Source organism: Sanguibacter sp. 25GB23B1, from assembly GCF_040012415.1.
Taxonomy (GTDB): domain Bacteria; phylum Actinomycetota; class Actinomycetes; order Actinomycetales; family Cellulomonadaceae; genus Sanguibacter.
Genome location: NZ_JBDYKL010000043.1, coordinates 1 through 22,711 on the forward strand (window position 1 = coordinate 1; position 22,711 = coordinate 22,711).

General features: G+C 72.0%; 17 protein-coding genes. 8 read left to right on the top strand and 9 right to left on the bottom strand.

The window, feature by feature from the left end:
• Positions 1 to 177 precede the first annotated feature (177 nt).
• Complete coding sequence (locus ABKW26_RS18125; RefSeq protein ID WP_348595481.1) at positions 178 to 1,311, bottom strand: AAA family ATPase; 1,134 nt, start codon at positions 1,309 to 1,311, stop codon at positions 178 to 180.
• Positions 1,312 to 1,402: 91 nt separating this feature from the next.
• Here ABKW26_RS18125 and ABKW26_RS18130 point away from each other — a divergent pair, with 91 nt between their 5' ends.
• The gene (locus ABKW26_RS18130; RefSeq protein ID WP_348595482.1) at positions 1,403 to 4,078 is read left to right on the top strand and encodes a phosphoenolpyruvate carboxylase; all 2,676 of its coding nucleotides are present in this window, start codon (positions 1,403 to 1,405) and stop codon (positions 4,076 to 4,078) included.
• Here the strand turns inward: ABKW26_RS18130 and pnuC are convergent.
• A complete protein-coding gene (gene pnuC / locus ABKW26_RS18135; RefSeq protein WP_348595483.1) occupies positions 4,016 to 4,672 on the bottom strand; it encodes a nicotinamide riboside transporter PnuC in 657 nt (218 codons plus the stop codon). The genes ABKW26_RS18130 and pnuC overlap by 63 nt on opposite strands.
• A gap of 97 nt (positions 4,673 to 4,769) precedes the next feature.
• Between pnuC and ABKW26_RS18140 the strand changes: the two genes are divergently transcribed.
• The 4 genes from ABKW26_RS18140 to ABKW26_RS18155 all read left to right on the top strand — a co-directional run bounded on the left by ABKW26_RS18140 (position 4,770) and on the right by ABKW26_RS18155 (position 10,923).
• Entirely contained in the window at positions 4,770 to 7,727 is a 2,958-nt protein-coding gene (locus ABKW26_RS18140; RefSeq protein WP_348595484.1) for an FAD-binding and (Fe-S)-binding domain-containing protein, read from the top strand.
• A gap of 39 nt (positions 7,728 to 7,766) precedes the next feature.
• Complete coding sequence (locus tag ABKW26_RS18145; protein ID WP_348595485.1) at positions 7,767 to 8,417, top strand: NAD(P)H-binding protein; 651 nt, start codon at positions 7,767 to 7,769, stop codon at positions 8,415 to 8,417.
• Between the two features lie 61 nt (positions 8,418 to 8,478).
• On the top strand, positions 8,479 to 8,793 hold the full coding sequence (locus ABKW26_RS18150) for an MTH1187 family thiamine-binding protein (protein WP_348595486.1): 315 nt from the start codon (positions 8,479 to 8,481) through the stop codon (positions 8,791 to 8,793).
• 45 nt (positions 8,794 to 8,838) lie between these two features.
• On the top strand, positions 8,839 to 10,923 hold the full coding sequence (locus ABKW26_RS18155; protein ID WP_348595487.1) for a hypothetical protein: 2,085 nt from the start codon (positions 8,839 to 8,841) through the stop codon (positions 10,921 to 10,923).
• Between the two features lie 7 nt (positions 10,924 to 10,930).
• Here the strand turns inward: ABKW26_RS18155 and ABKW26_RS18160 are convergent, their stop codons facing one another.
• From ABKW26_RS18160 to ABKW26_RS18185, 6 genes are all read right to left on the bottom strand, one after another.
• Positions 10,931 to 12,034, bottom strand: a complete 1,104-nt coding sequence (locus tag ABKW26_RS18160) for an alpha/beta hydrolase (protein ID WP_348595488.1) — start codon at positions 12,032 to 12,034, stop codon at positions 10,931 to 10,933.
• The gene (locus ABKW26_RS18165) at positions 12,031 to 12,990 is read right to left on the bottom strand and encodes a zinc-binding dehydrogenase (RefSeq protein ID WP_348595489.1); all 960 of its coding nucleotides are present in this window, start codon (positions 12,988 to 12,990) and stop codon (positions 12,031 to 12,033) included. The genes ABKW26_RS18160 and ABKW26_RS18165 overlap by 4 nt, the downstream gene beginning before the upstream one ends.
• 23 nt (positions 12,991 to 13,013) lie before the next feature.
• The gene (locus tag ABKW26_RS18170; RefSeq protein WP_348595490.1) at positions 13,014 to 13,745 is read right to left on the bottom strand and encodes a maleylpyruvate isomerase N-terminal domain-containing protein; all 732 of its coding nucleotides are present in this window, start codon (positions 13,743 to 13,745) and stop codon (positions 13,014 to 13,016) included.
• Between the two features lie 46 nt (positions 13,746 to 13,791).
• Positions 13,792 to 14,751, bottom strand: coding sequence for a sensor histidine kinase (locus ABKW26_RS18175; protein ID WP_348595491.1), 960 nt, complete (start codon positions 14,749 to 14,751; stop codon positions 13,792 to 13,794).
• A gap of 163 nt (positions 14,752 to 14,914) precedes the next feature.
• Positions 14,915 to 16,147, bottom strand: a complete 1,233-nt coding sequence (locus ABKW26_RS18180; RefSeq protein ID WP_348595492.1) for a homoserine O-acetyltransferase — start codon at positions 16,145 to 16,147, stop codon at positions 14,915 to 14,917.
• Between the two features lie 125 nt (positions 16,148 to 16,272).
• Positions 16,273 to 17,610: a bifunctional o-acetylhomoserine/o-acetylserine sulfhydrylase gene (locus ABKW26_RS18185; protein WP_348595493.1), complete on the bottom strand. Its 1,338-nt coding sequence runs from the start codon at positions 17,608 to 17,610 to the stop codon at positions 16,273 to 16,275.
• A gap of 425 nt (positions 17,611 to 18,035) precedes the next feature.
• Here ABKW26_RS18185 and ABKW26_RS18190 point away from each other — a divergent pair, with 425 nt between their 5' ends.
• Positions 18,036 to 19,442: an NlpC/P60 family protein gene (locus ABKW26_RS18190; protein ID WP_348595494.1), complete on the top strand. Its 1,407-nt coding sequence runs from the start codon at positions 18,036 to 18,038 to the stop codon at positions 19,440 to 19,442.
• A 76-nt stretch (positions 19,443 to 19,518) separates the two neighbouring features.
• On the opposite strand, the gene ABKW26_RS18195 is transcribed toward ABKW26_RS18190, so the two are convergent.
• On the bottom strand, positions 19,519 to 20,016 hold the full coding sequence (locus ABKW26_RS18195) for an inorganic diphosphatase (protein WP_348595495.1): 498 nt from the start codon (positions 20,014 to 20,016) through the stop codon (positions 19,519 to 19,521).
• Positions 20,017 to 20,241: 225 nt separating this feature from the next.
• On the opposite strand from ABKW26_RS18195, the gene dacB reads away from it, so the two are divergent.
• Together dacB and ABKW26_RS18205 are read left to right on the top strand one after the other, a co-directional pair.
• Positions 20,242 to 21,642: a D-alanyl-D-alanine carboxypeptidase/D-alanyl-D-alanine-endopeptidase gene (gene dacB, locus ABKW26_RS18200; RefSeq protein WP_348595510.1), complete on the top strand. Its 1,401-nt coding sequence runs from the start codon at positions 20,242 to 20,244 to the stop codon at positions 21,640 to 21,642.
• Positions 21,643 to 21,644: 2 nt separating this feature from the next.
• A complete protein-coding gene (locus ABKW26_RS18205) occupies positions 21,645 to 22,706 on the top strand; it encodes a zinc-dependent metalloprotease (RefSeq protein ID WP_348595496.1) in 1,062 nt (353 codons plus the stop codon).
• The last annotated feature ends 5 nt before the right edge of the window (positions 22,707 to 22,711 follow it).

Below are 22,711 nucleotides of genomic sequence, written 5' to 3' on the forward strand. Positions count from 1 at the left end.
CTAAGCCCTCCAGCGCCGATGGTACTGCACGGGAGACTGTGTGGGAGAGTAGGACGCCGCCGGAACACCATTCACAAAGACCCACCCCCTCGGGGGTGGGTCTTTGTCGTACCCCCACGCGTCAGCACACCGCCACGCGGTCGAGTCCGGCCATGCACAGCCGTCATGGCGCACCGGCTACGTGACCGTGAGTCCCTGCCCAACCTGCGGCATCGGGTCGGCGATCGTGCGCGGTTCGGCACACAACGCATCGACGAGCTCGACAGCCCCCGCGAGACGCGCCGCCCGAGAGCCACGTAGCTCGACCCACGGAGCACCTCCTGCATCAGCCTGCGCCTTGAGCGTCGAACGGAACGCCGCCTGCATCTGTGAACGGATGTGCTCGCCGTCGCGCATACCGTCCTGCACGAACGGGATCTCGTCACCAGTCAACAGATAGAGGTCCGGAACCCGAGCGGCCGCCAGCGCGACCACGCTCGGGGACACCGTCCCGACATAGCGCTCGTGCCACAGTGTCGTCGCGAGCACGTCCGTGTCGCACACGAGGAGCGGTCGCGGAGTCCGCGCGGCTGCCGCGTCCTCGATCCGGCTCTGCTCACGCGCGACGAGGTCGAACTCGGCGCTGTGCCAAGGGGCGGCGAGCCCGCCTGGTCGGATCTCCGACCACTCACGGCCGAACTCGACCACCGGAGGCAGCCCGTAGTGGCGCTGCAGGTCCTGTGCCAGCGTGGTCGTGCCGGTGGACTCTGCACCGAGCACGACGACGCGGCGGGCGAACCACGCACGCACCCCCGCGGGCAACGACCACCAGTGGGCCCCCGGGTCGGCCCGGACGGCGCTGCCGGAGACGCTGACGACAATGCGTCCTGGGTCGACCTGGACCCACGCCGCATCGAAGCGCCGCGCGAGCTCCGCACCGTAGACGTCCGACGTGAAGACGGCGTCGACGGTGTCGCCTGTGCCGTGGGGATCGGTGCCACGGCCCGCCTCCGCAAGGAGCCTCTGCATCACCGCGACGTGGGCGTCCCAGGCCTCGTTGCTGTCGTAGTCGACCGGCTCGTCGTCCAGACCCACGAGGACGTGAGCCTGAGGGAGCTCGTCGCGGATCCACTGCGCCCTCAGCTCACCGGGGATCGACTCCTGCGTCGAGACGAGCACCTGGACGGTGACGCGTGCACAGCGCGCGAGAGCGGTCCGCACAAGGTTGAGATGTCCTGCGTGCACGGGGTAGAACTTCCCGACGACCAGGCCGTGAGCGAAAGCTCGTCCGGTTCCGGTCGTGGCAGTGAGTGCGGTCAGAGGCGCGGTCATCGGGCAATTCTTGCGCATCGGTGCGTGCAGGGACGCTCCACCCACTGGGCACGGTCGACGGGATCGGGGGTGCGTCACCTACGGTTGGCGGGTGCCCCATGACGAAGCTTCCCTGGATGACCGTCGCGGCCGTGCGCACCACGAGGTGCCCGATCCGCTGAGAAACGATGTCCGCCTGCTCGGCGGGCTGCTCGGAACCGTGCTGCGCGAAGCGGGAGGTGATGACCTCCTCGCCGACGTCGAGAGTCTGCGCGAGCTGACGATCCGTGCGCACGACGAGGACGAGGATGCGTCCTTCGCCGAGGCGCAGGCGCTCGTCGAGAGGTTCTCCCCCGAGCGCGCGGAGCAGGTTGCGCGTGCGTTCACGTGCTACTTCCACCTGGCGAACCTCGCCGAAGAGTTCCACCGGGTTCGCGTCCTGCGCGAGCGCGAGTCGAGCCGCGACCCCGGCGAGGTTGCCGCTGACGACTCCTTCGCCGCAGCCGTCACGGAGCTCACACAGGAGATCGGCCCGGAGGCGACGCTCGCTCGACTGCAGGCGCTCGAGTTCCGACCCGTCGTGACCGCGCACCCGACAGAGGCACGGCGTCGTGCCGTGTCGAGCGCCATCCGGCGGATCTCGACCCTCGTCGCCGAGCGGGACGGCGCGCACGTCGGCGGCACGTCCCTCGCCGAGAACGAGCGCCGTCTCCTCGCCGAGATCGACGTGCTGTGGCGCACGTCCCCCCTGCGCGCGGCCAAGCCCACGGTGGTCGACGAGATCCGCACCGTCATGGGGGTGTTCGACTCCACCTTCTTCGACACGTTCCCCGAGGTCTACCGTCGGTTCGACGACTGGCTGCAGGGCGACCAGGCCGGCGCTCGTGCGCCGATCGTCCGTCCGTTCGTCCGGCTCGGCACCTGGATCGGTGGAGACCGCGACGGCAACCCCAACGTCACCGCCGACGTGACCCGTTCCGCAGCGCTCATCGCGTCCGAGCACGTGCTCACCGCGCTCGAGCATGCTGCACGACGTACGGGCAACGCGCTGACGCTCGACGGCTCCGCGACGCCGGCGTCCGCTGACCTCCTCTCCCTGTGGCGGCGCCAGCGGGTGCTCTCCGAGCCGTTGACCGCTCGTGTCGCGGGAGAGTCGCCGAACGAACCGCACCGGCAGGCGCTGCTCGTCGTCGCTGAGCGGATCGCGGCCACCCGGCGGCGCGACGCCGACCTCGCCTACGCCGACGCGGGCGAGGCTGCAGCCGACCTCGTCGTCGTGCAGGAGTCGCTCATCGAGGCCGGTGCCCCCCGCGCTGCCTACGGCGACCTCCAGCGCCTCATCTGGCAGGTGCAGACCTTCGGGTTCCACCTGGCCGAGCTCGAGGTGCGTCAGCACTCCCAGGTCCACGAGCAGGCGCTGGCGGACATCGCCGCGAACGGCATCGACGGCCCCTTGGCGGAGAAGACCACCGAGGTGCTCGACACGTTCCGTGCGCTCGGCGCGGTACAGCGACGGCACGGAGCCGACGCCGCACGCCGGTACATCGTCTCGTTCACCCAGAGCGCCGCACACCTCGAGGCTGTCTACCAGCTGGCCGAGCTCGTGTTCGAGGACCCGGAGCACGCACCGGTGATCGACGCGATCCCCCTGTTCGAGACCTTCGCGGACCTCGAGGCGAGCGTCGAGATCCTCGAGGGCATGCTCCTCGTCCCCGCCGTTCAGGCGCGTCTCGCCGCCAACGGTCGCCGGGTGGAGGTCATGCTCGGCTACTCCGACTCGTCGAAGGACGTCGGGCCGGTCGCTGCGACCCTCGCTCTCGACGTGGCGCAGAGCCGGATCACCGCGTGGGCGAAGCGTCACGACATCACGCTGACGCTCTTCCACGGCCGGGGAGGCGCGCTCGGGCGCGGGGGCGGCCCGGCGAACCGTGCGCTGCTCGCCCAGCCGGCGGGATCCGTCGACGGCCGATTCAAGCTCACCGAGCAGGGCGAGGTCATCTTCGCCCGCTACGGGGACCCGGTCATCGCCGCACGACACATCGAGCAGGTCGCTGCCGCGACCCTGCTCGCCGGCGCTCCGTCGGTAGAGCGACGCAACGAGGCCGCCACGAAGCGCTTCGCCGATCTCGCCGCGACGCTCGACACGTCCTCACGGGCACGCTTCTTCGAGCTCGTCCGGGCCGAGGGCTTCCCGCAGTGGTTCGGCGAGGTCACGCCGCTCGAAGAGGTCGGTCTCCTGCCCCTGGGCTCCCGCCCGGCACGTCGTGGTCTCTCGATCGAGTCCCTCGACGACCTGCGTGCGATCCCCTGGGTGTTCTCCTGGTCCCAGGCGCGCATCAACCTCGCCGGCTGGTTCGGCCTCGGCACTGCGCTCAAGACGGCCGGCGACCTCGACGAGCTCCGCGCCGCCTACCGGGAGTGGCCGCTCTTCGGGACGATGATCGACAACGTCGAGATGTCGCTCGCCAAGACGGACGCACGGATCGCCAGCCGTTACCTCGCGCTCGGTGACCGGCAGGACCTCGCCGATCTCGTCCTCGAGGAGATGGCGCTCACCCGCGAGTGGGTCCTCGCGATCACGGGCAGCGACAGCGCGCTGTCGAACCGGCGCGTCCTCGGTCGCGCCGTGCGGCTGCGCAGCCCGTACGTCGACGCCCTGTCGCTCCTCCAGCTCCGGGCGCTCACCCGGTTGCGCAAGGGCGCAGAGCCGGACGAGGTGCCCCAGCTACGGCACCTGCTGCTGCTCAGCGTCAACGGCGTCGCCGCCGGACTCCAGAACACCGGGTGAGTCGACCGCGCCGGGCGCTGGTGTGACGAGGGCGGCGGGAGCGGCGAGCTCCCGCCGCCAGTCACGCAGGCCGATGGCGCACAGGACGATGAAGCCGGCGTACAGCACCGCTGTGAGGAACAGGCCGGAGCTGACGTACAGCCAGACGTAGATGACGTCGGCGACGATCCACACCCACCAGTTGCCGATCCACTTGCGACCGAGCATGAGCTGGGCGACGAGGCTCAGTGACGTCGTCACGGCGTCGAGCCCGGGGGCCTGCGAGTCGGTGTAGGTGCTGAGGACCCACACGAGCGCGGCCGCGACCCCGGCGAACGCTGCCGCGGCGGCGACCCACGCCCACGGTGGGGTGCGGTGCACGGTGAGCCGCGCGCCGTCCGGCCCGCCACGGACCCACCACACCCACCCGAGCGCACCGAGCACGATGTAGACGATCTGCAGCCCAGCCCCCGCGTAGAGCCCCGACGACGCGAAGAGGACCACGTACACGGCGTTGTTGGCCAGCCCGACCGGGAAGGTCCAGACGTTCTGACGGACCGCGAGCCACACGCACAGGGCGCCCGTGGCGAACCCGATGATCTCCTCGACTGACATCCGGACAGAATCCCACGCACGCCAGACCGCCACGGCTGGTGTCCGCACCGTGGGAGTCCCACGAGAGCATCAGGGTCCCGGTGCGAGAATGGGGCCCGTGGCAAGCCCAGTCGATGTCGAGATCACCGGTTCGAGCAGCGCGCGGACGAGCGCCCAGGAGTCCAGGGCGGAGGCGTCCGCGCGCGCGGAGCTCGTCGCGTCGCTGCGGGCGGCGGTCGACGGCGAGGTCTCCGACTCGACGCTCCGGCGCGCCGAGTACACGACCGACGCGTCGAACTACCGGGTGGTGCCACAGGTCGTCGTCGTCCCGCGCAGCGTGGAGGACGCGCTCGCCGCGATCGAGGTGACCCGAGAGGCAGGGGTCCCGCTCACGGCTCGCGGCGGCGGCACGTCCTGCGCAGGGAACGCGATCGGCCCCGGCGTCGTCATGGACTTCTCGCGTCACGTGCACGCGATCCACGAGATCGACCCGGATGCGCGCACGGCGCGCATCGAGCCCGGCGTCGTCATGTCCTCCCTGCAGAAGGCCGCCGCACCGCACGGCCTGCGCTTCGGGCCGGACCCGTCGACGCAGAACCGCGCCACCCTCGGCGGCATGATCGGGAACAACGCCTGTGGTCCGCACGCGGTGGCGTACGGGCGCACGGCGGACAACGTCTTCGAGCTCGACGTCGTCGACGGGACCGGCCGCCGCTTCACCGCCGGCGCCGACGGCGTCGGCATCGGCCTGGTCCCCGGGCTCGGCGAGCTCGTCACGGCCAACCTCGAGACCCTGCGCACCGAGCTCGGGCGCTTCGGGCGCCAGGTGTCCGGGTACTCCCTCGAGCACCTCCTGCCGGAGAAGGGCTCGAATCTCGCGAAGGCGCTCGTCGGCACGGAGGGGACCGTCGTGACGGTCCTTGGAGCGACGGTCGATCTCGTGCCGATCGCGGGCGCCCCCACCCTCGTGGTCCTCGGGTACCCCGACATGCCGAGCGCCGCCGACGCCGTCCCCGCGCTCCTCACGCACTCGCCGCTCGCAGTCGAGGGGCTCGACGCGCGTCTCGTCGACGTCGTGCGCATCGCCAAGGGCGCCGGCTCCGTCCCGACGCTCCCGCCGGGCGGCGGCTGGCTCATGGTCGAGGTCGGCGGCTCGACGAAGAAGGAGGCGATGGCCCGCGCCCGCGCGATCGTCCGGGACGCGGGGACCACGTCGTCCCGCATCCTGCCCGCCGGGCCCGAGGCCACGGCCATGTGGCAGATCCGGGCCGACGGCGCGGGTCTCGCAGGTCGCACCCCCTCCGGTGCCCAGGCGTGGCCGGGCTGGGAGGACTCCGCGGTCCCGCCCGAGAAGCTCGGCCCCTACCTGCGCGACCTGGACGCGCTCATGGCGCAGTACGGCGTCGACGGGATGCCGTACGGGCACTTCGGCGACGGCTGCGTCCACCTGCGGATCGACATCCCGCTCGAGACGTCGGGCTCCGTCCTGCGGACGTTCATGACAGATGCGGCGATGCTCGTCGGCAAGTACGGTGGCTCGCTCTCCGGCGAGCACGGTGACGGCCGGGCGCGCTCCGAGCTCCTCCCGGCGATGTACTCCGCTACGGCCATCGGCGTCTTCGAGCAGTTCAAGGCGCTGTTCGACCCGCAGGACCTCCTCAACCCGGGTGTGCTCGTACGCCCCAACGCCATCGATGCCGACCTGCGCCGCCCGCACGCGAAGCCGATCCTCGCCAAGAGCGGGTTCAGCTTCGTCCATGACGACGGCGACTTCTCCAAGGCCATCCACCGTTGCGTCGGCGTGGGCAAGTGCCGCGCGGACGCCACCGATGCGGGCGGGTTCATGTGCCCGTCCTATCTCGCGACGAAGGACGAGAAGGACTCGACGCGCGGGCGCGGGCGCGTCCTCCAGGAGATGGCGAACGGCACCCTCGTCACCGGGGGGTGGCGCTCGCCCGAGGTTCACGCCGCGCTGGACCTGTGCCTCAGCTGCAAGGCGTGCTCGAGCGACTGCCCCGCAGGGGTCGACATGGCGCAGTACAAGTCCGAGGTCCTCCACAACGCCTACAAGGGCCGGCTGCGGCCCATGAACCACTACGCGCTCGGCTGGCTCCCGCGCTGGGCGCGCCTGGCGAGCTACGTGCCGACGCTCGCGAACTGGGCGCTCTCCATCAAGCCGCTGGCGAAGGTGGTCCTCAGCCTGGGAGGCATGGACACGCGCCGCTCCATCCCCGCGTTCGCGGAGGTGCCCTTCCGCACGTGGTGGAAGCGCGAGGGCGCGTCGCTCGCGGCGTCGCCCGGGGTCGACGGCGCGGCGGGGGAGACCTCCGACATCGGTCGCAAGCCCAAGGTGGTCCTCTGGACCGACTCGTTCAGCGACACGCTCGCCCCCGGAGTCCCCGAGGCAGCGGTCACAGTCCTCCTCGCGGCCGGGTACGACGTCGTCGTCCCCGAGGACGAGGCGTGCTGCGGCCTCACGTGGATCAGCACAGGCCAGCTCGACGGAGCGAAGAAGAAGCTCTCACAGCTCCTCGACGTTCTCGGCCCCTTCGCCGTGAACGGCATCCCCATCGTGGGGCTCGAGCCGTCGTGCACCGCTGTGCTGCGCTCGGATCTCACCGATCTCTTCCCCGACGACCCCCGGGCGCAGGCCGTCTCGACAGCGACCCACACGCTGGCCGAGCTCCTCACCCGCCCCGAGACGGCGCCGGGTCCCGACTCCGGCTGGGTCATGCCCGACCTCTCGGACGTCACGGCGGTGGTCCAGCCGCACTGCCACCACTACTCCGTCATGGGCTTCACGACCGACGAGAAGCTGCTCCGCGACGCCGGCGCCACGTTCAAGACGCTCGCCGGGTGCTGCGGTCTCGCCGGGAACTTCGGCATGGAGAAGGGCCACTACGACGTCTCGGTCGCCGTCGCCGAGAATGCGCTCCTGCCCGCTCTGAGGCAGGCTGAGGAGGGCGACATCTTCCTGGCCGACGGCTTCTCGTGCCGGACGCAGGCCGACGACCTCGCAGGGGTCACGGGGACGTCGCTCGCCGAGCTGCTCGCCAGCCGGCTCAGCCAGCACTAGCGCGGACCGCCCGCGCACGCGGACGACAAGGGGCATCACGTGGCACGCATCGCCATCATCGGAGGACACGGCAAGGTCGCGCTGCACCTGGCGCGCATCCTGGGCGCCGAGGGGCACGACGTGACGTCGTTGTTCCGCAACCCCGAGCACGAGGCGGAGGTCGCAGCGACCGGCGCGACCCCGGTGGTCGCGGACGTCGAGCGCCAGAGCGTCGAGGAGATCGCGGCGGCGATCGCGGGCCAGGAGGCGGTCGTCTGGACTGCGGGCGCCGGTGGCGGCAGCGCCGAGCGCACCTATGCCGTGGACCGAGACGCCGCGATCCGCGCGATCGACGCGGCGGTCGCCGCCGAGGTCCCGCGGTTCGTCATGGTCTCCTACAAGGGCGCACGGCTCGACCACGGCATCCCGCCCGAGAACAGCTTCTTCGCGTACGCCGAGGCCAAGGCGGCCGCCGACGACCACCTCCGCCAGAGTGACCTCGGCTGGACCATCCTCGGTCCGAGCGCACTGACGGACGATCCCGGGACGGGTCACGTCGAGGTCGGTGCCGAGCTCGAGAGCGGCCACGTCCCCCGCGAGGACGTGGCACGCGTGGCAGCAGCCGTGCTCGCCGCCCCGTGGGTGGCCGGGACCACCATCGAGTTCAACACCGGGGACGTGCCGATCGCCGAGGCGATCCACGCGGCCTGACGCACCCGGGCCGCGGTCGGCCCTCGGGCGCAGCTCCGCCCGGGCGTGGCACGATGGTGAGATGCTCATCGCCTTCTCTGTCGCCCCGCTCGGGACGGGCGAGTCCGTGACCGAGGCCGTCGCGGACGCCGTCCGCATCGTCCGCGAGTCAGGTCTCCCCAACCGCACCGACTCCATGTTCACCACGATCGAGGGTGAGTGGGACGAGTGCATGGACGTGGTGCGTCGTGCCACCGAAGCCGTGGGGCGAGGGGGTCACCGGGTCTCGCTCGTGCTCAAGGCGGACATCCGACCGGGCCGCACCGGTGAGCTCGAGGGCAAGGTGCGGCGCGTCGAGGAGCGGCTGTCCCACGACGCGTTGGGGCCGTCCGCCTGAGCCGTGACGTGTGACGGTTTCACCCGCCAGGGCTACCCTGTCCGCATGCCGTTGTTCGACGTCGGGTCCGAGCGTTCGCCGCTCGTCGTCCTGGCGCGCCCGGAGGAGTCGGCGTTCGACGCCGACGCCCGCACGGTGGTGCAGGAGCACCTCTCCGCCCTGCTGGGTGAGCGGGCCTTCACCGTCACGGGCATGACGGGCCACCACCGGTCGACCGAGAGCGTGGGCGCGTGGGAGATCGGCAGCGCGTCGCAGGACGCCGACGTACCGGTCTCCACGTTGGCCCTGGACTCGTCGGGGACCTCGGTCGTGGTCGTCGTCGCCCCCACGCTCGACGAGCGCGGGCTCGCCGCCGCACTCGGGACCGCGGGCCGCGCGTCGCGGCTCACCCGCACCGAGCTGGCCGACCTCTACCCGGCGGGTGCGGAGAGGTTCCACAAGGACGTCACCGACTTCTACGACGCCTTGCCTGCCACGCTCCCGACCGCCCGGTCCGCGCGGGCCCGGGGCGTCGCCGTGCGGCTCGTCGTCGTGTGCGCCGACGTCACCCCTGACGTGCGCGACGCCCTCGCCTTCCTGTCGACGGCCGGACCGACCGTCGAGGTGTTCCGCGTAGGTGTCCTGCCCGCCTCTCCCGGTCGACGCCTGCTCGACGTCTCGCCGCTCGTCGCGACCGGCCCGGCCACGCCTCCGGCAGGCGCGCCCCCTGCAGGAACGGCCTCGGCAGGCCTGTCCGAGTCGTCGTTCCCGGCAGCGGGGCCGGACCTGTCAGCACCCTTCTCGGCGCTCGGACGCGTCCGCGGTGGGTCCCGTCGCGCGGTCGAGCGTGCGCTCACCGGTCCTGTCGTGGCTGTCCCGGTCGGCCGCGTCTCGGTTCCCGCCCCGGTCGGGCCCGCGCCGGTCGTCCCCGCGCCGACCGGACCGGTGCGGACCTCGGCCTTCGGCCCGTCAAGCTTCCCGCCGGTGCCGTCCGCGCCGTCAGCCGGGGACATGACGACGATCCTCCCGCCTGTCCGCGCGACCGACTATCCGGTGTACTCCGAGCCACCGGTCGAGCAGTCCGAGCCGACGGAGGAGCGAGCCGCGCACCCGGACGACAGGGCGTCGTCCTCGGACGGGTGGTCGGCGCAGGAGGACGCGTGGACGGCACCTCCGCGGCGCAGCGCGACCGGACACTCGCCGCTCTCCGCGCCGCTCCCCGTCGTCGACCTGCCCCCGCCCGGGACGCCGTACACGCCGATCTTCCTGTCGGTCCCGGACATGCTGGCGAACCTCCCGGAGCGCCCCTCAGGCCTCCCTGTGCCCGACGCGGGACCGCGGACCGCGCTGGACCTCGCCGCCGAGCCCGCCGACGACAGCGGGTACGTCGCCGGGCCGGGGGAGGCAGCCGCGTGGGAAGGGGCCGGGACCGGTCTCACAGGCCGGAGCGCCTACCGCGCGAGCGCCTTCATCGCCGCGAAGAAGTACATCCCTGAGAAGCTCGACCGGGCTCCCGGCCGAGCTCCGGCCGCAGTCCTCGACCGCGAGCACGAGGCCGTCGGGGCTGCACGAGCACCGGGCGCGCGGGGCGCCGGTACCGCGAACCCCGCCGAGCACACGTCGGAGCGTCCCGACCAGCACGGCGTCGTGAGAAGGGGCCCCCTGTCGATCGACGACTCCTTGTCGTTCGACGGACCCTCGTCCCTCTCCTTCGACGGGTCGAGCTCACCGTTCTGGGCGGACCTCTCCGCACAGTTCGCCGAGCCCGTCCGCTTCGACCCTCCAGACCCGCCGGACCTTCCGGACCCGTCGGACCTTCCGGACCCGCCGGTTCAGCAGGACCCGCCCGGCCCCGCCGCCCGAGAGGACGTGTCCATCGGTGGCGGCGTGCACGGCCCCACGGACGATGCCCTCGGCGAGCTGGCGTCCGCTCTCCACGAGGCGCTCCCGCTCGTCTGGGTGCGCCACCGACGGGGTGAGCGCTTCGAGGCGCTGCTCCATCCGGACGGGACGCTCGAGACGTCCGACGGAGAGCGCTACGCCGATCCGAGCTGGGCAGCCAACGTGGTCTCGGGAAGCGCCGCCGCCGACGGGTGGCGGGTGTGGCGCGCTGGCGAGAGCGGGCCGACGCTGGCGGAGCTGCTCGGCTAGGAGCGGCTCAGGACGCGGACCAGCCGTACACGGAGCTCCACCGGGCGATCTCCGCGTAGTACCTCTCGCGTGCCGGCGTGGCCGAGAGCGCGAGGTCGTGCAGGCCGCCCGCGATGCGGCTGATCGTCACGGTGGGGCCGAGCTGGACGGCTCGGCGTGCGAGGAGCTCGACGTCGAGAACCACGTCGCTCTCGCGCATCTGCTCGTTCCAGCGCGCGGAGATCATCGTGCGCGACGAGGCGAGCATGAGGATCGGCTGGGTGATCGTGAGCCCCCGTGCGACCTCGGCGTGGCCTGCGATGATGGCATTGAGCCACCCGGCTCGGACGGGGAAGGCCGGCATGGGTCGCCAGCGGTCGTCGAAGTCCCACTCGCCGCCGTCGGTGCGCCGGATGGTCCGTGCGTAGAAGCCGGGGTCGATGTTCGGCAGGGGCGTCTTGGGCTGGAACCGGGCGAGCTGGCTGATCGCCGGTGTGGAGACGGTCCGGACCACGGACGAGCCCTGGAGCTCGAGCCACGGGCTGTTGAGGACGAGGCCTGTCGTCACGCCGGGGTGCCGGTGCGCCCAGAGCACCGAGACGAGCCCACCCGTGGAGTGGCCCATGAGCATGATCGAGACGTGCGGTCCGAGGTCCGCGTGGATGGCCACGAGGGCCGCAGCGATGTCCTCGTCGTAGGTGCGGAGGGTCGCGACGTACCCCGGGGTCTGCCCGGGCCGGAGGCTGCGACCGTACTTGCGCAGGTCGAGAGCGTAGAAGGCAGCTCCGAGGCCGTGCCACAGCTCGGCCGTCTGCGTCTGGAAGAAGTAGTCGGACCAGCCGTGGACGTACAGGACGGCGCGGGCCGGACGGGCCTCACCGCGGGGGCGGTACCGGACGAGGGTCGCGACGACGTCTCCCTCGTCGTCCGGTGCGAGCTCGAGGGACCGGCACTCGTAGCCGGGACCGAGGATGTCCGTGCCCCACCCGACCGACCCCGCGGAACGCCCTGGGGATGTCGCAGGTCCGGTCGCGGCCAGGTCCGGGTCAGGTGAGCGGTCGGTGCCCGCCGTTCGTCGCGGCGCCGTGTCGTGCCCGTCGAGGAACCGTGGCGGGGGAACGGGCCGGGTCATCGCGTGAGGACGATCTTGCCGACCTGCTCTCCCGACGCGAGGCGGGCGAACGCGGCGTGTGCCTGGTCGATCGGGAAGGTGCTGTCGATCGTCGGCCGCACACCTGACTGCGCGAGGAACGCGAGGAGCGACTCGAGCTCGTCGCGGGTCCCCATCGTCACGCCACGGACGGTGATCTCGTTGAAGAAGATCCGGGTGAGCTCGGCAGCGGACGGGTCTCCGGACGTCGCACCCGCCACGGCGATGACGCCGCCCGGGCGCACCGAGCGGACCGAGTGCGACCAGGTCGCCGCCCCGACCGTCTCGAGGACGGCGTCGACGCGGTGCGGCAGGCGAGCACCCGGTTCGAGCGCGTGGCTCGCGCCGAGAGCGAGCGCGGCCGCGCGCTTGGTCGCGGTCCGGCTCGTGACGATGACCTCGAGGCCGGCCGCAGCGCCGAGGGCGACGGCCGCCGTCGAGACGCCTCCGCCGGCCCCCTGGACGAGCACGCTCTGCCCCGGGGTGAGGCCCGCCGACCGGAAGAGCATCCGGTAGGCCGTCAGCCATGCTGTCGGGACGCACGCGGCGTCCGCGAAGGACAGCCCCGAGGGCTTGTCGACGAGGTTGTGGGTCGGCACGCCGACCCGTTCGGCGAACGTTCCGGGGTACTTCTCCGAGAGCAGGGTCCGGGACTCGTCGGGACCCACACCGTGCCCGTCGGCCCCGATGACGCCGTGGACGACGACTTCGCGGCCGTCGTCGGTGACACCTGACGCGTCGGTGCCGAGGATCATCGGGAGCTGCTGCGCGCGCAGCCCCACGCCGCGCAGCGACCACAGGTCGTGGTGGTTGAGGCTCGCCGCGCGGACCGTGACGGTGGTCCAGCCCTCGCGCTCGGCGGGCTCGGGAAGGTCTCCGACGGTGAGGCCGGCGAGCGGGTCGTGGGCGTCGATGTGGTCTGCGTAGACGGCGAGCATAGCCCCAACCTACGCCGCCGCGGTCAGAGGAGGGGGAGGACCCGCCCGAGGTCGGGCACGCCACCCGCGGTGTACGTGGGGCTGACGGCGCGTGCGAGGTCGTCCACGTTGTAGGGGGTGCGCCCGGTCGCCAGCCGGATCCACAGCGCAGGCTCGGTCACCTCGAGCGACCATCCGCCGCGCCGGATGACGATGTCGAGCAGCTCGTCCGCGACCAGGGCGAGGGCCGCGCGCTCGATCGGGTTGTTCGGCCCGGTCGAGTCGGCCGTCCCCTTGAGAGAGGTCACGAGGTCCTGGGCATGGACGACGAGCTCGATGAGCCGCGACATGGCCATGTCGCGGAGCGTGACGGGACCACGCCGTGCCTGGACCACGAGGCCGCCGTCGGGGCCGAGGTCGGCGAGCCGCGCGAGAGCGCGCTCGGCGCGCAGGGTGACCTCGGCGGTCGGCGCGGACGCGATCGTCTCGGCGAGCTCACGGGTCGTCGCGGCGATGTCGTCCGCGCGCTCCGGGTACGTCCCGAGGTACTCGGCGAGAGTGAGAGGCACGGTTCCCGGTGGTGCAGGGGTGCAGACGGTCAGTGCCTCCATCGCGCGGCCCAGGTGGGCGATGAGCTCACCGTTGGTCCAGCCGTCCAGCGTGCTCGGCTTGTTCCGTGCCCCGAGGAGGTTGTCGCCCAGCGGCGTGAGCCAGGACCTCAGGTGCGACCACTGCGCGGTGAGGGCGGCGGAGATCTGGTCGAGGTCGGCTGTCATCGTGCCATCCTGCACCATCGGCGCGCGCCCGCGCACGGATGAACGTTCACAACCAGGTGTGGACCCGCACGACCGTGCCGTTCTCGGTCGAACGGATCTGCATGAGGTCGCAGAGCTGGTTGACGAGCCAGAGACCACGGCCGCGGGCCTGCTCACGGCGGGGCGTCGTGCGGCCTGCGAGGAGATCGGTGATCTGTCCGCCGTCGCGGACCTCGAACACGAGCGAGCCGGACTCGCGCCAGGCGCGCAGCACGCCGTCGCCACCCCCGTGGTCGAGGCTGTTCGCGGCTACCTCGGTGAGGGCGAGCCGCAGGTCGTCGACCTGGTTCGCGCTGAGCCCGGCACGGCGGCCGTGCTCGCTCACCAGGGCGCGCACGGCCGCGAGCGCGCCGCGGGCCACCCGCAGCTCGTCGGCCACGCCGAAGGGCTCGGGGAGATCGCTGCGGCTGAGGGTCCGCGCGTAGTCCGACCCGCGGTAGACCGGGTTCGCCGCGGTGCGCTCGGGGTCGTCGTCGAGGCTGGGGTGGCTGCGGCGAGCCTCGTCGAGCACGTGGTCCGGGAGCGAGTCGACGTCGTACGGGCAGAGGAGCCACAGCGGGGTGTCGCTCGGGAAGGCGACGTTGAGCATCGCCTCGTGGATCTGGCACTCCATGACCTCGGTGTCGCGGCGGCCGGCCCAGATGGGCTCGCCGATGCCGCGCAGCGGGACGCCGGCGTCCCGGTTCGCGGTGACGAAGTCCAGCCACGCCGGCATGATGCGGGCGGGGTTGCGTCCGAGGACGTCCATGGCACGGAAGGTCACGTGCTCGGCCTCGGCACCCAGGGCGTCACGCAGGGCGGATTCTCGCGACGCGGTCACGGCCACCAGCACGGGCGCGCCCGAGTCCGTGGCATCGAGGACGAAGGGGACGGTGCGGGCGAGGAACGCGTCGGTACCGGACCAGAGGAACGCCTCGTGCTGGTACGTCGACCGGCTCGCTGTGGACGGTGACGGACAAGAGATCACTCGGCTCCTCGCGATGCGCTCGACACGGACAGCGCCCCCGACGCACCGTCTGTGCATGACCCGTGCACTGACGGCTTGCTCCAGGGTAGCCGCCCGCCGGTGGCCTGCGGACGGGGCCGGAGGGTGTCCGGCGTCGTCAGCGCCCTGCGGGCGACCTCTCGGCTCAGGAGCCGGTCGTCGTCGCTCGCGCGAGGAAGTCGACGACGAGAGGACCGAGCTGCTCGAACTCGATGAGGAACCCGTCGTGCCCGAAGTCGGAGCGGAGGAGACGCACCGGCTCCGCGCGGGGGACGAGCTCGGCGATCCGCCAGGACTCGGCGGGCAGGAACAACCGGTCGGTGTCGACGGCGACGACGAGGGTGCGCGCGGTGATGGACTGGAGCGCAGTCTGGACGCCGCCACGGTCGCGGCCGAGGTCGTGGGTGAGCATCGACTCGGTGAGGACCACGTAGCTGTTCGCGTCGAAACGGCGGGCGAGCTTGTTCGCGTGGTGGTCGAGATAGGACTGGACGGCGAACCGTCCACCGCGCATCGGGTCCTCGCCCCCCTGGGGGATCCGTCCGAACCGCTCGTCGAGCTCGGCAGAGCTCCGGTAGGTCGCGTGGGCGATCTGCCGCGCGATCCCGAGACCGCGGTGCGGTCCCTCGCCGGGAGCGGCGTCGTAGTAGTCTCCGCCGCGGAATCCCGGGTCTGCGTGGATCGCCGTGAGCTGAGGGTGAGCCCAGGCGATCTGGTCGCCCGACGTCTGGGCGGCCGAGGCGATGACGCCGATCGACTCGACGGCGATCCCTGCCTCAGGACCGAGGATGGCCCACTCGAGCACGCGCAGACCGCCCATCGAGGCACCCACGACGAACTGCCACGCGTCGATGCCGAGCGTCCGGGACAGCTCGATCTCGGCCGTGACCTGGTCCCGGACGGTGACGACGGGGAACTGGCTGCCCCAGGGTTGTCCGTCGGGCGCGATGCTCGACGGGCCGGTGGTTCCCTGGCACCCGCCGACGACGTTGGGGGCGACGACGAAGTAGCGGTCGGTGTCGATGGGGGCGCCGGGGCCGACCATGTCGTCCCACCATCCGGCGGTCCGGTGTCCTGGCCCAGCGGCTCCGCGCACGTGGCTGTCGCCGGTGAGCGCGTGGAGGACGAGCACCGCGTTGTCGCGCTCGTCGTTGAGCGTCCCCCACGTCTCGTACGCCATGCGGACGGCCGGGATGACGCCCCCCGCCTCGAGCTCGAGCGCCCCGACCTCGGCGAACCGACGATCACCCTCGGGTTCACCCTCTCGCCACGCGCCGGTCACGGGGAACGGGCGAGTGTCGAGGCGGCGCGCCTGTGCGCGCGGCGGCACGCTGCCGCGCGTCCAGCCGGGGAGGGAGTGCTGCGGGTCGTGGTTCATCACCGACCAATGTACGGACGATCCGGCGTCGCGCGCGGGCGCGTCCATCCCCGCAGGGAGGGTGGTCCCCCTGGGGAGAGGAGTGCCGTGCTCGTCGGGCGACGCCGGACCGTTGCGCACTCAGATCACTCGTCCAGTCCGGCGACGGCGCCCTTGGCGGCCGTGAACCCGAGGTCGAGGTCGGCGAGGATGTCGTCCACGTGCTCGAGACCGACGCTCAGGCGGACGAGGCCGGGGGTGATGCCGGACTTCAGCTGGTCCTCGGGGGTGAGCTGGCTGTGCGTCGTCGAGGCGGGGTGGATGACGAGCGACCGCACGTCGCCGATGTTGGCGACGTGCGAGTGCAGCTCGAGGGCGGACACGAACGCCTGTCCGGCCTCGGATCCGCCGGCGAGCTCGAAGGACACGATCGCCCCGGCACCACGGGGCGTGTACTTCTGTGCCCGTGCGTGCCAGGGGCTCGACTCGAGCCCGGCGTAGTGCACCGCGAGCACGTCGTCCCGGGCTTCGAGCCATGCCGCGACCTTCTGGGCGTTCTCGACGTGGCGCTCGACGCGCAGGGAGAGCGTCTCGATGCCCTGGGCGATGAGGAACGCGTTGAAGGGCGAGATCGCGGGCCCGAGGTCACGCAGGAGCTGGACGCGCGCCTTGAGGATGTAGGCGAGGTTCGCACCGAGGATGCCGTCGACGCCGAGGTCCCGGGCGTAGACGAGCCCGTTGTAGCTCGGGTCGGGGGTGTTGTAGTTGGGGAAGCGCTCGGGGTGCTTCGCGTAGTCGAAGGTGCCTGCGTCGACGATGACTCCGCCGATCGCGGAGCCGTGGCCGCCGAGGTACTTCGTGGCCGAGTGGACGACCACGTCGGCGCCGAACTCGATCGGTCGCAGGAGGTACGGGGTGGCGACCGTGTTGTCGACGACGAGCGGGACGCCGACCTCGTGGGCGATCGCGGCGACGGTCTCGATGTCGAGGATGTCGGCCTGCGGGTTGGGGATCGTCTCGCCGAAGAAGAGCTTGGTCGTCGGGCGTACGGCGTCGCGCCAGGACTGCGGGTCGTGGGGGTCGGTGACGAACGTGGTCTCGACGCCGAGCTTCGCGAGGGAGTACTGGAGGAGGTTGTACGTCCCGCCGTAGAGGCTGGGGCTCGCGACGACGTGGTCGCCCGCCTCGGCGATGTTGAGGATGGCGAGCGTGGTGGCTGCCTGGCCGGAGGCGAGGAGGAGTGCGCCGACGCCGCCCTCGAGGCTGGCGATCCGCGTCTCGACGACGTCCTGGGTCGGGTTGCCGATCCGCGTGTAGATCGGTCCGAGGTCCTGGAGGGCGAAGCGGTCTGCGGCGACGCCCGCGTCGGGGAAGACGAAGGACGTCGTCTGGTAGATGGGGAGGGCGCGTGCGCCCGTGGTCGGGTCGGGGACCTGGCCTGCGTGGATCTGACGGGTCTCGAAGGACCAGCTGGGTGTGCTCATCGGGGGCTCCTGGGGTGTCGGGGTGGGGTGCCCGCGTGCGTCGGCAGGCTCGTCGGCTCGGCAGGTCTGCGGCTCTGGGGGAGCCGTGCGTCCGCAGGTCGTTCTGCGGGCGGTGGGAGACGGTGGCGAGCGAGCGGGCGGAGCGACGGGACGCGTGCGTGCTGGGGGAGAGGGGCGGTCAGCTACACATTCGCGTCGTCATGAGAGGCAGCCTAAGCATGCCGGGCCTCTTCCGAGGAGCCTTTCGGGGGAAGTTCTCACATGGCGGACAACAGGTGGACGCTTTTCGTCCGAGATACGGGACGACGGGGCGGGTGGGTCAGGTGGGACCGGGTGATACTGCTGTGAATGATGTGACAAGAGTTCACACGACGACCCGCCGTGGGTAGTCTTCGAGCAGATCTCATCAGCATCGAGAGGACACCATGGCGCTGCCCACGAGCCGCCGGCGCGCCGAGAACCCGCTCCGGGTCGTCCTGGCCGCCGTCACAGTCACCGCACTCCTCGTCGGTGGTGCCGCGATCCCGGCCGCTGCAGACCCGACCCCGTCCTCGGACGAGCTCTCAGCAGCACAGCAGCAGGCCGTCGACGCCGCGACCAGCGTCGCCTCCATGGACGTGCGTCTCGCCGAGCTGACCACAGCCCAGGAGCTCGCGTTCAACGCCGTCTCCGCCGCGGGAGAGACCTACAACCAGGCGGTCGTCGACCACGCCGCCGCCGTCACGACCGCGAGCGAGGCCACCGCCCGCAGCGACGCCGCGAACGTCCGTGCCGAGGAGTCCCGCGTCCTCCTCGTGGCCCTGGCCCGCGACTCCTCACGCAGCGGGGGCGGGATCGACCAGCTCGGGATGTACCTCAGCGCCACCGGCTTCGAGGACGCCGTCAGCACGAACGACGCCATGGCGCTCGTCGGCTCGAAGGCGGACAGCGCCGCACAGCAGTACCAGGCCGACTCCGTCGTCGCCGGGACGCTGCAGGAGTTCGCCGACGCATCCGTCAGCGACGCAGAGGCCAAGAAGCAGGCCGCCGACGACGCCCTCCTCGCCGCCCAGGACGCCCAGACGGCTGCCGAGCAGGCCGTCGCAGCCGCCGCGACCGAACGGCAGACCCTCCTCGTCCAGCTCGCCGAGGCGCGCAGCACGAGCGTCGAGATCGAGGCAGCCCGCCAGGCCGGTCTCGAGGCCGAGCGCACCACGCGCGCCGAGGAGGCCGCCCGGGTCCGGGTCTCCCAGGCGACCCCCATCGCGAACCAGCCGCAGACGCCCGCCCCGCCGGTCCCGTCGGCCACGACCCCACCGGTCGCGTCGCCGCCCGCGACAGCCCCGCCGGCGACCACGCCGCCCGTCGTCACACCTCCAGTGGTCACGCCGCCCGTCGTCACGCCTCCGGTGGTGACACCTCCACCCGTCGTCACGCCGCCGAGCGGAGGTCTGCTCGGTACCGGGACCTCGCGCGGTTCCGCCGCGCAGGGCGAGGCGGCGGTCGCATGGGCGAAGACGCGCGTGGGCATCCCCTACGGCTACGGCGGGACCGGACCGGACTCCTACGACTGCTCCGGTCTCACCGGCGGAGCATGGTCGAGCGCCGGCGTGGGCATCAACCGCACCTCACGTGACCAGTACAAGCAGGTCCTCAAGATCAGCCTCGACAGCCTGCGTCCCGGCGACCTCGTCTTCTGGGGCGACAACCCGAACGACCCGAACAGCATCACGCACGTGGCGATCTACGCGGGCGGCAACCAGATGGTCGAGGCGTCGCGGCCGGGCGTCCCCGTCCGCGTGACGGCCATGCGCTGGGACTCCCGCCTCATGCCCTACGGCGGCCGGCCCTAGCGGACGCGGTCGTCGGACGCACGAACCGCCCCGCCCCGGGAGGGGCGAGGCGGTTGCGTCGTGCGTACGACGCAGCTCAGTGGTTGTAGTACCCGGTGTCCTTCGCGCGCTGGAACGAGCGCTCGATCTCAGCCTCGGCCTCGGCCTTGCCGGTCCAGTGCGCACCCTCGACGGACTTGCCGGGCTCGAGGTCCTTGTAGACCTCGAAGAAGTGCTGCACCTCGAGGCGGTGGAAGTCCGACACATCGTCGATGTCCTGGCGCCACGCGGCGCGCTGGTCACCGGTCGGCACGCAGAGGACCTTGTCGTCGCCCCCGGCCTCGTCGCGCATGCGGAACATGCCCAGGGCGCGGCAGCGGATGAGGCAACCCGGGAACGTCGGCTCCTCGAGGAGCACGAGGGCGTCGAGCGGGTCGCCGTCCTCGCCGAGCGTGCCTTCGATGAACCCGTAGTCGTCCGGGTAGCGGGTCGAGGTGAAGAGCATCCGGTCGAGACGGATGCGCCCGGACGTGTGGTCGACCTCGTACTTGTTGCGCTGTCCCTTGGGGATCTCGATGGTGACGTCGAACTCCACTGTTCTTCCTCCAGTTGCGCCCCCGCAGCGAGCTCCGCTTCCTGGAGGCGATCGTGTTTCGGCCTGTCTGGTCGTGCAAGCTTCCGCCAGACTAGACGACAACGTGTCGTATCGCGGTAGGTACTCGCTGTGATCTCTGTCGTGACCTAGTGTGACGGGAGTGCGCCCGCTCGTGCGCACGAGTTTCTCTGGAGGAGTCTTGCAGGTGAGTGCGCCGTGGGTCTGATGTCCCGGGTCGTGGGAGGGACCGTCGCGGCCGCGCTCGTCGTGACCGGCGGGTATGCGTGGGCGGACGCCCACGACTTCGTCCCCGGGATCCTCACGATCGGACCCGAGCCGCAGCCCCCTGCTCCGTTCCCCACCGTGACGGCCGCGGTGCCGGGACCCGACCCTGCAGACATCCTGCCGCTGCTCGATCCCGCCGCGGTCATCCCCTCGACCGCGGCGGTCCAGGCACAGGTCGACGCGTTGGTGGCCGACCCGCGGATGGGCGCCTCCGTCGGCGTCGTCGTCGCCGACGGCCTCACCGGGGAGGTGCTCGGCTCGAGCACGCCCGAGACCTCCAGGATCCCCGCATCCATCCAGAAGCTCTTCACGGCTGTCGCCGCGCTCTCCGGACCGGGGTACGACCGGGTGCTGACCACCGAGGTCACGCAGGGTGCCCCCGGCACGATCGCACTCGTCGGCGGCGGGGACATGATGCTCGCCGTCGGTGCGGGCGACCCGTCCGCGATCAGCGGTCGCGCCGGCCTCGACGACCTCGCCGCCGCCGCAGCGAAGGAGCTCGCGCTGTCGGGCCAGACGACGGTCTCGCTCGTCCTCGACGACTCCCTCTTCACCGGCAGCGCGCTGGGGCCGTGGTCGCCCGACCAGCCCACGCTCGGCTTCGGGGCACCCGTCGCGGCCGTCGCGGTGGACACCGGCCGGATCGAGCCGAGCCTCTACGCCCAGCGCCAGGCGGACCCCGCTCTCTCGGCCGCCACGGCGTTCGCCGGGGCGCTCGCGGCCCACGGCGTCACCGTGACCGGCCCGCCCGTGCGCGGGACGTCCGCCTCCGACGCCCGGGTCCTGGCATCGGTCGACTCCGCGCCCCTGGGCGAGATCGTCGAGTACTTCCTCCAGTCGTCGGACAACACCATCACCGAGGTGGTCTCTCGGATCGTCGCGATCGACTCCGGCCTCCCCGGATCCTTCGAGGGCGGGACGCGAGCGGTCCTCCTCGAGCTCGACCGGCTCGGCCTCGACACCACCGGCGTCGTGCTCGTAGACGCGAGCGGTCTGGGCGACGGCAGCCGGGCACCGGCATCGCTCTTCGCCGACGTCCTGCGCCTCACCGCCGACCCCGCTCACCCCGAGCTGCGGCCCGCCGCGGTCGACCTGCCGATCGGAGGGCTCCAGGGCACGCTCGCCGAGCGATTCCTCACGTCCGACGCACGAGGGCTCGTCCGGGCGAAGACCGGGAGCCTGCCCGGGGTGACGTCCCTCGCAGGGACAGTGGTCACCCTCGACGGTCGACAGCTCGTCTTCGTCATCATGGCCGACCAGACGCCTCCCGGTGGCCAGTGGGCACCGCGGCAGGCGATGGACGCGTTCGTCTCCGGCCTCGCCGCGTGCGGGTGCCAGTAACCGTGCCCGCCACAGCACTCGTCGACTGGGAAGACGCCGCGCTCCTCGCGGGTCGTCTCGCCCGGCCGGGTCCGGCTGTCACCCGCGACGAGGCCCAGGACCTCGTCGCCTCCTTGCGCGGCGCGGCGGAGCGCGCGGTCGAGCCCGTCCTCGACATCACGGCCATGGCCCCTGCCGACGGACGAGACCTCGACACCGCGCAGCTCTCGGACGTGCTCGTCGTCGACCGAGCCGGGTGGGCGAGGGCCGCCGCACGCTCGATGCGTGACATGACCGACGACGTGCTCGTGCTCCCGTCCGGCGCGAGCCCCGCCGTCGCAGCACAGGTCGCGGCGAGCGCCGAGATCGGTGCCGCGCTCGCGTTCCTCTCCACGAAGATCCTCGGGCAGTTCGACCCCTACTCCGCCCAGGAGCCCGGCCGGCTGCTGCTCGTCGCGCCGAACGTGCTGCACGTCGAGCGTGAGCTGGGCGTGCGCCCGGCGGACTTCCGACTCTGGGTCGCGCTGCACGAGCAGACGCACGCACTCCAGTTCGCCGCCGCTCCGTGGCTCGCCACGCACCTGCAGGAGCGCACGCGCGCCCTCGTGAGAGGGATGAGCGCGACGAGCGGTCTGCGGGACGTCCCGCCGCGCCTCGCCGCCCTGGTGCGGGCGCTCTACCGGGCGCTGCGCGGTGTCGAGGGAGCATCTCTCGTCGACGGGATCCTCACCCGCGAGCAGCAGGTCGAGCTCGACGCGATCACCGCAGTCATGTCCCTCCTCGAAGGGCATGCCGACGTGGCGATGGACGCCGTGGGGCCGAGGCTCGTCCCGAGCGTGCGCTCGATCCGCCGGAAGTTCGAGAAGCGCCGTGACACCTCGGGAGCCGCCGACGGCGTGGTCAAGCGGCTCCTCGGGATGGACGCCAAGCTCGCCCAGTACCGCGACGGGGCCGCGTTCGTCCGCGGAGTGACCCGCGACGTCGGGACTGCCGGCTTCAACGCCGTCTGGACCGACAGCGCTGCGCTGCCCACGGCCCACGAGATCGCCGACCCCACCGCGTGGGTCCGTCGCGTGCACGGCTGAGCGCC

Coding starts and splice junctions, on each gene's coding strand:
- dacB (WP_348595510.1), top strand. CDS start 20,242: ATGTCCCGGGTCGTGGGAGGGACCGTCGCGGCCGCGCTCGTCGTGACC.
- ABKW26_RS18170 (WP_348595490.1), bottom strand. CDS start 13,745: ATGACAGCCGACCTCGACCAGATCTCCGCCGCCCTCACCGCGCAGTGG.
- pnuC (WP_348595483.1), bottom strand. CDS start 4,672: ATGTCAGTCGAGGAGATCATCGGGTTCGCCACGGGCGCCCTGTGCGTG.
- ABKW26_RS18190 (WP_348595494.1), top strand. CDS start 18,036: ATGGCGCTGCCCACGAGCCGCCGGCGCGCCGAGAACCCGCTCCGGGTC.
- ABKW26_RS18125 (WP_348595481.1), bottom strand. CDS start 1,311: ATGACCGCGCCTCTGACCGCACTCACTGCCACGACCGGAACCGGACGA.
- ABKW26_RS18160 (WP_348595488.1), bottom strand. CDS start 12,034: ATGACCCGGCCCGTTCCCCCGCCACGGTTCCTCGACGGGCACGACACG.
- ABKW26_RS18185 (WP_348595493.1), bottom strand. CDS start 17,610: ATGAGCACACCCAGCTGGTCCTTCGAGACCCGTCAGATCCACGCAGGC.
- ABKW26_RS18155 (WP_348595487.1), top strand. CDS start 8,839: ATGCCGTTGTTCGACGTCGGGTCCGAGCGTTCGCCGCTCGTCGTCCTG.
- ABKW26_RS18180 (WP_348595492.1), bottom strand. CDS start 16,147: ATGAACCACGACCCGCAGCACTCCCTCCCCGGCTGGACGCGCGGCAGC.
- ABKW26_RS18150 (WP_348595486.1), top strand. CDS start 8,479: ATGCTCATCGCCTTCTCTGTCGCCCCGCTCGGGACGGGCGAGTCCGTG.
- ABKW26_RS18165 (WP_348595489.1), bottom strand. CDS start 12,990: ATGCTCGCCGTCTACGCAGACCACATCGACGCCCACGACCCGCTCGCC.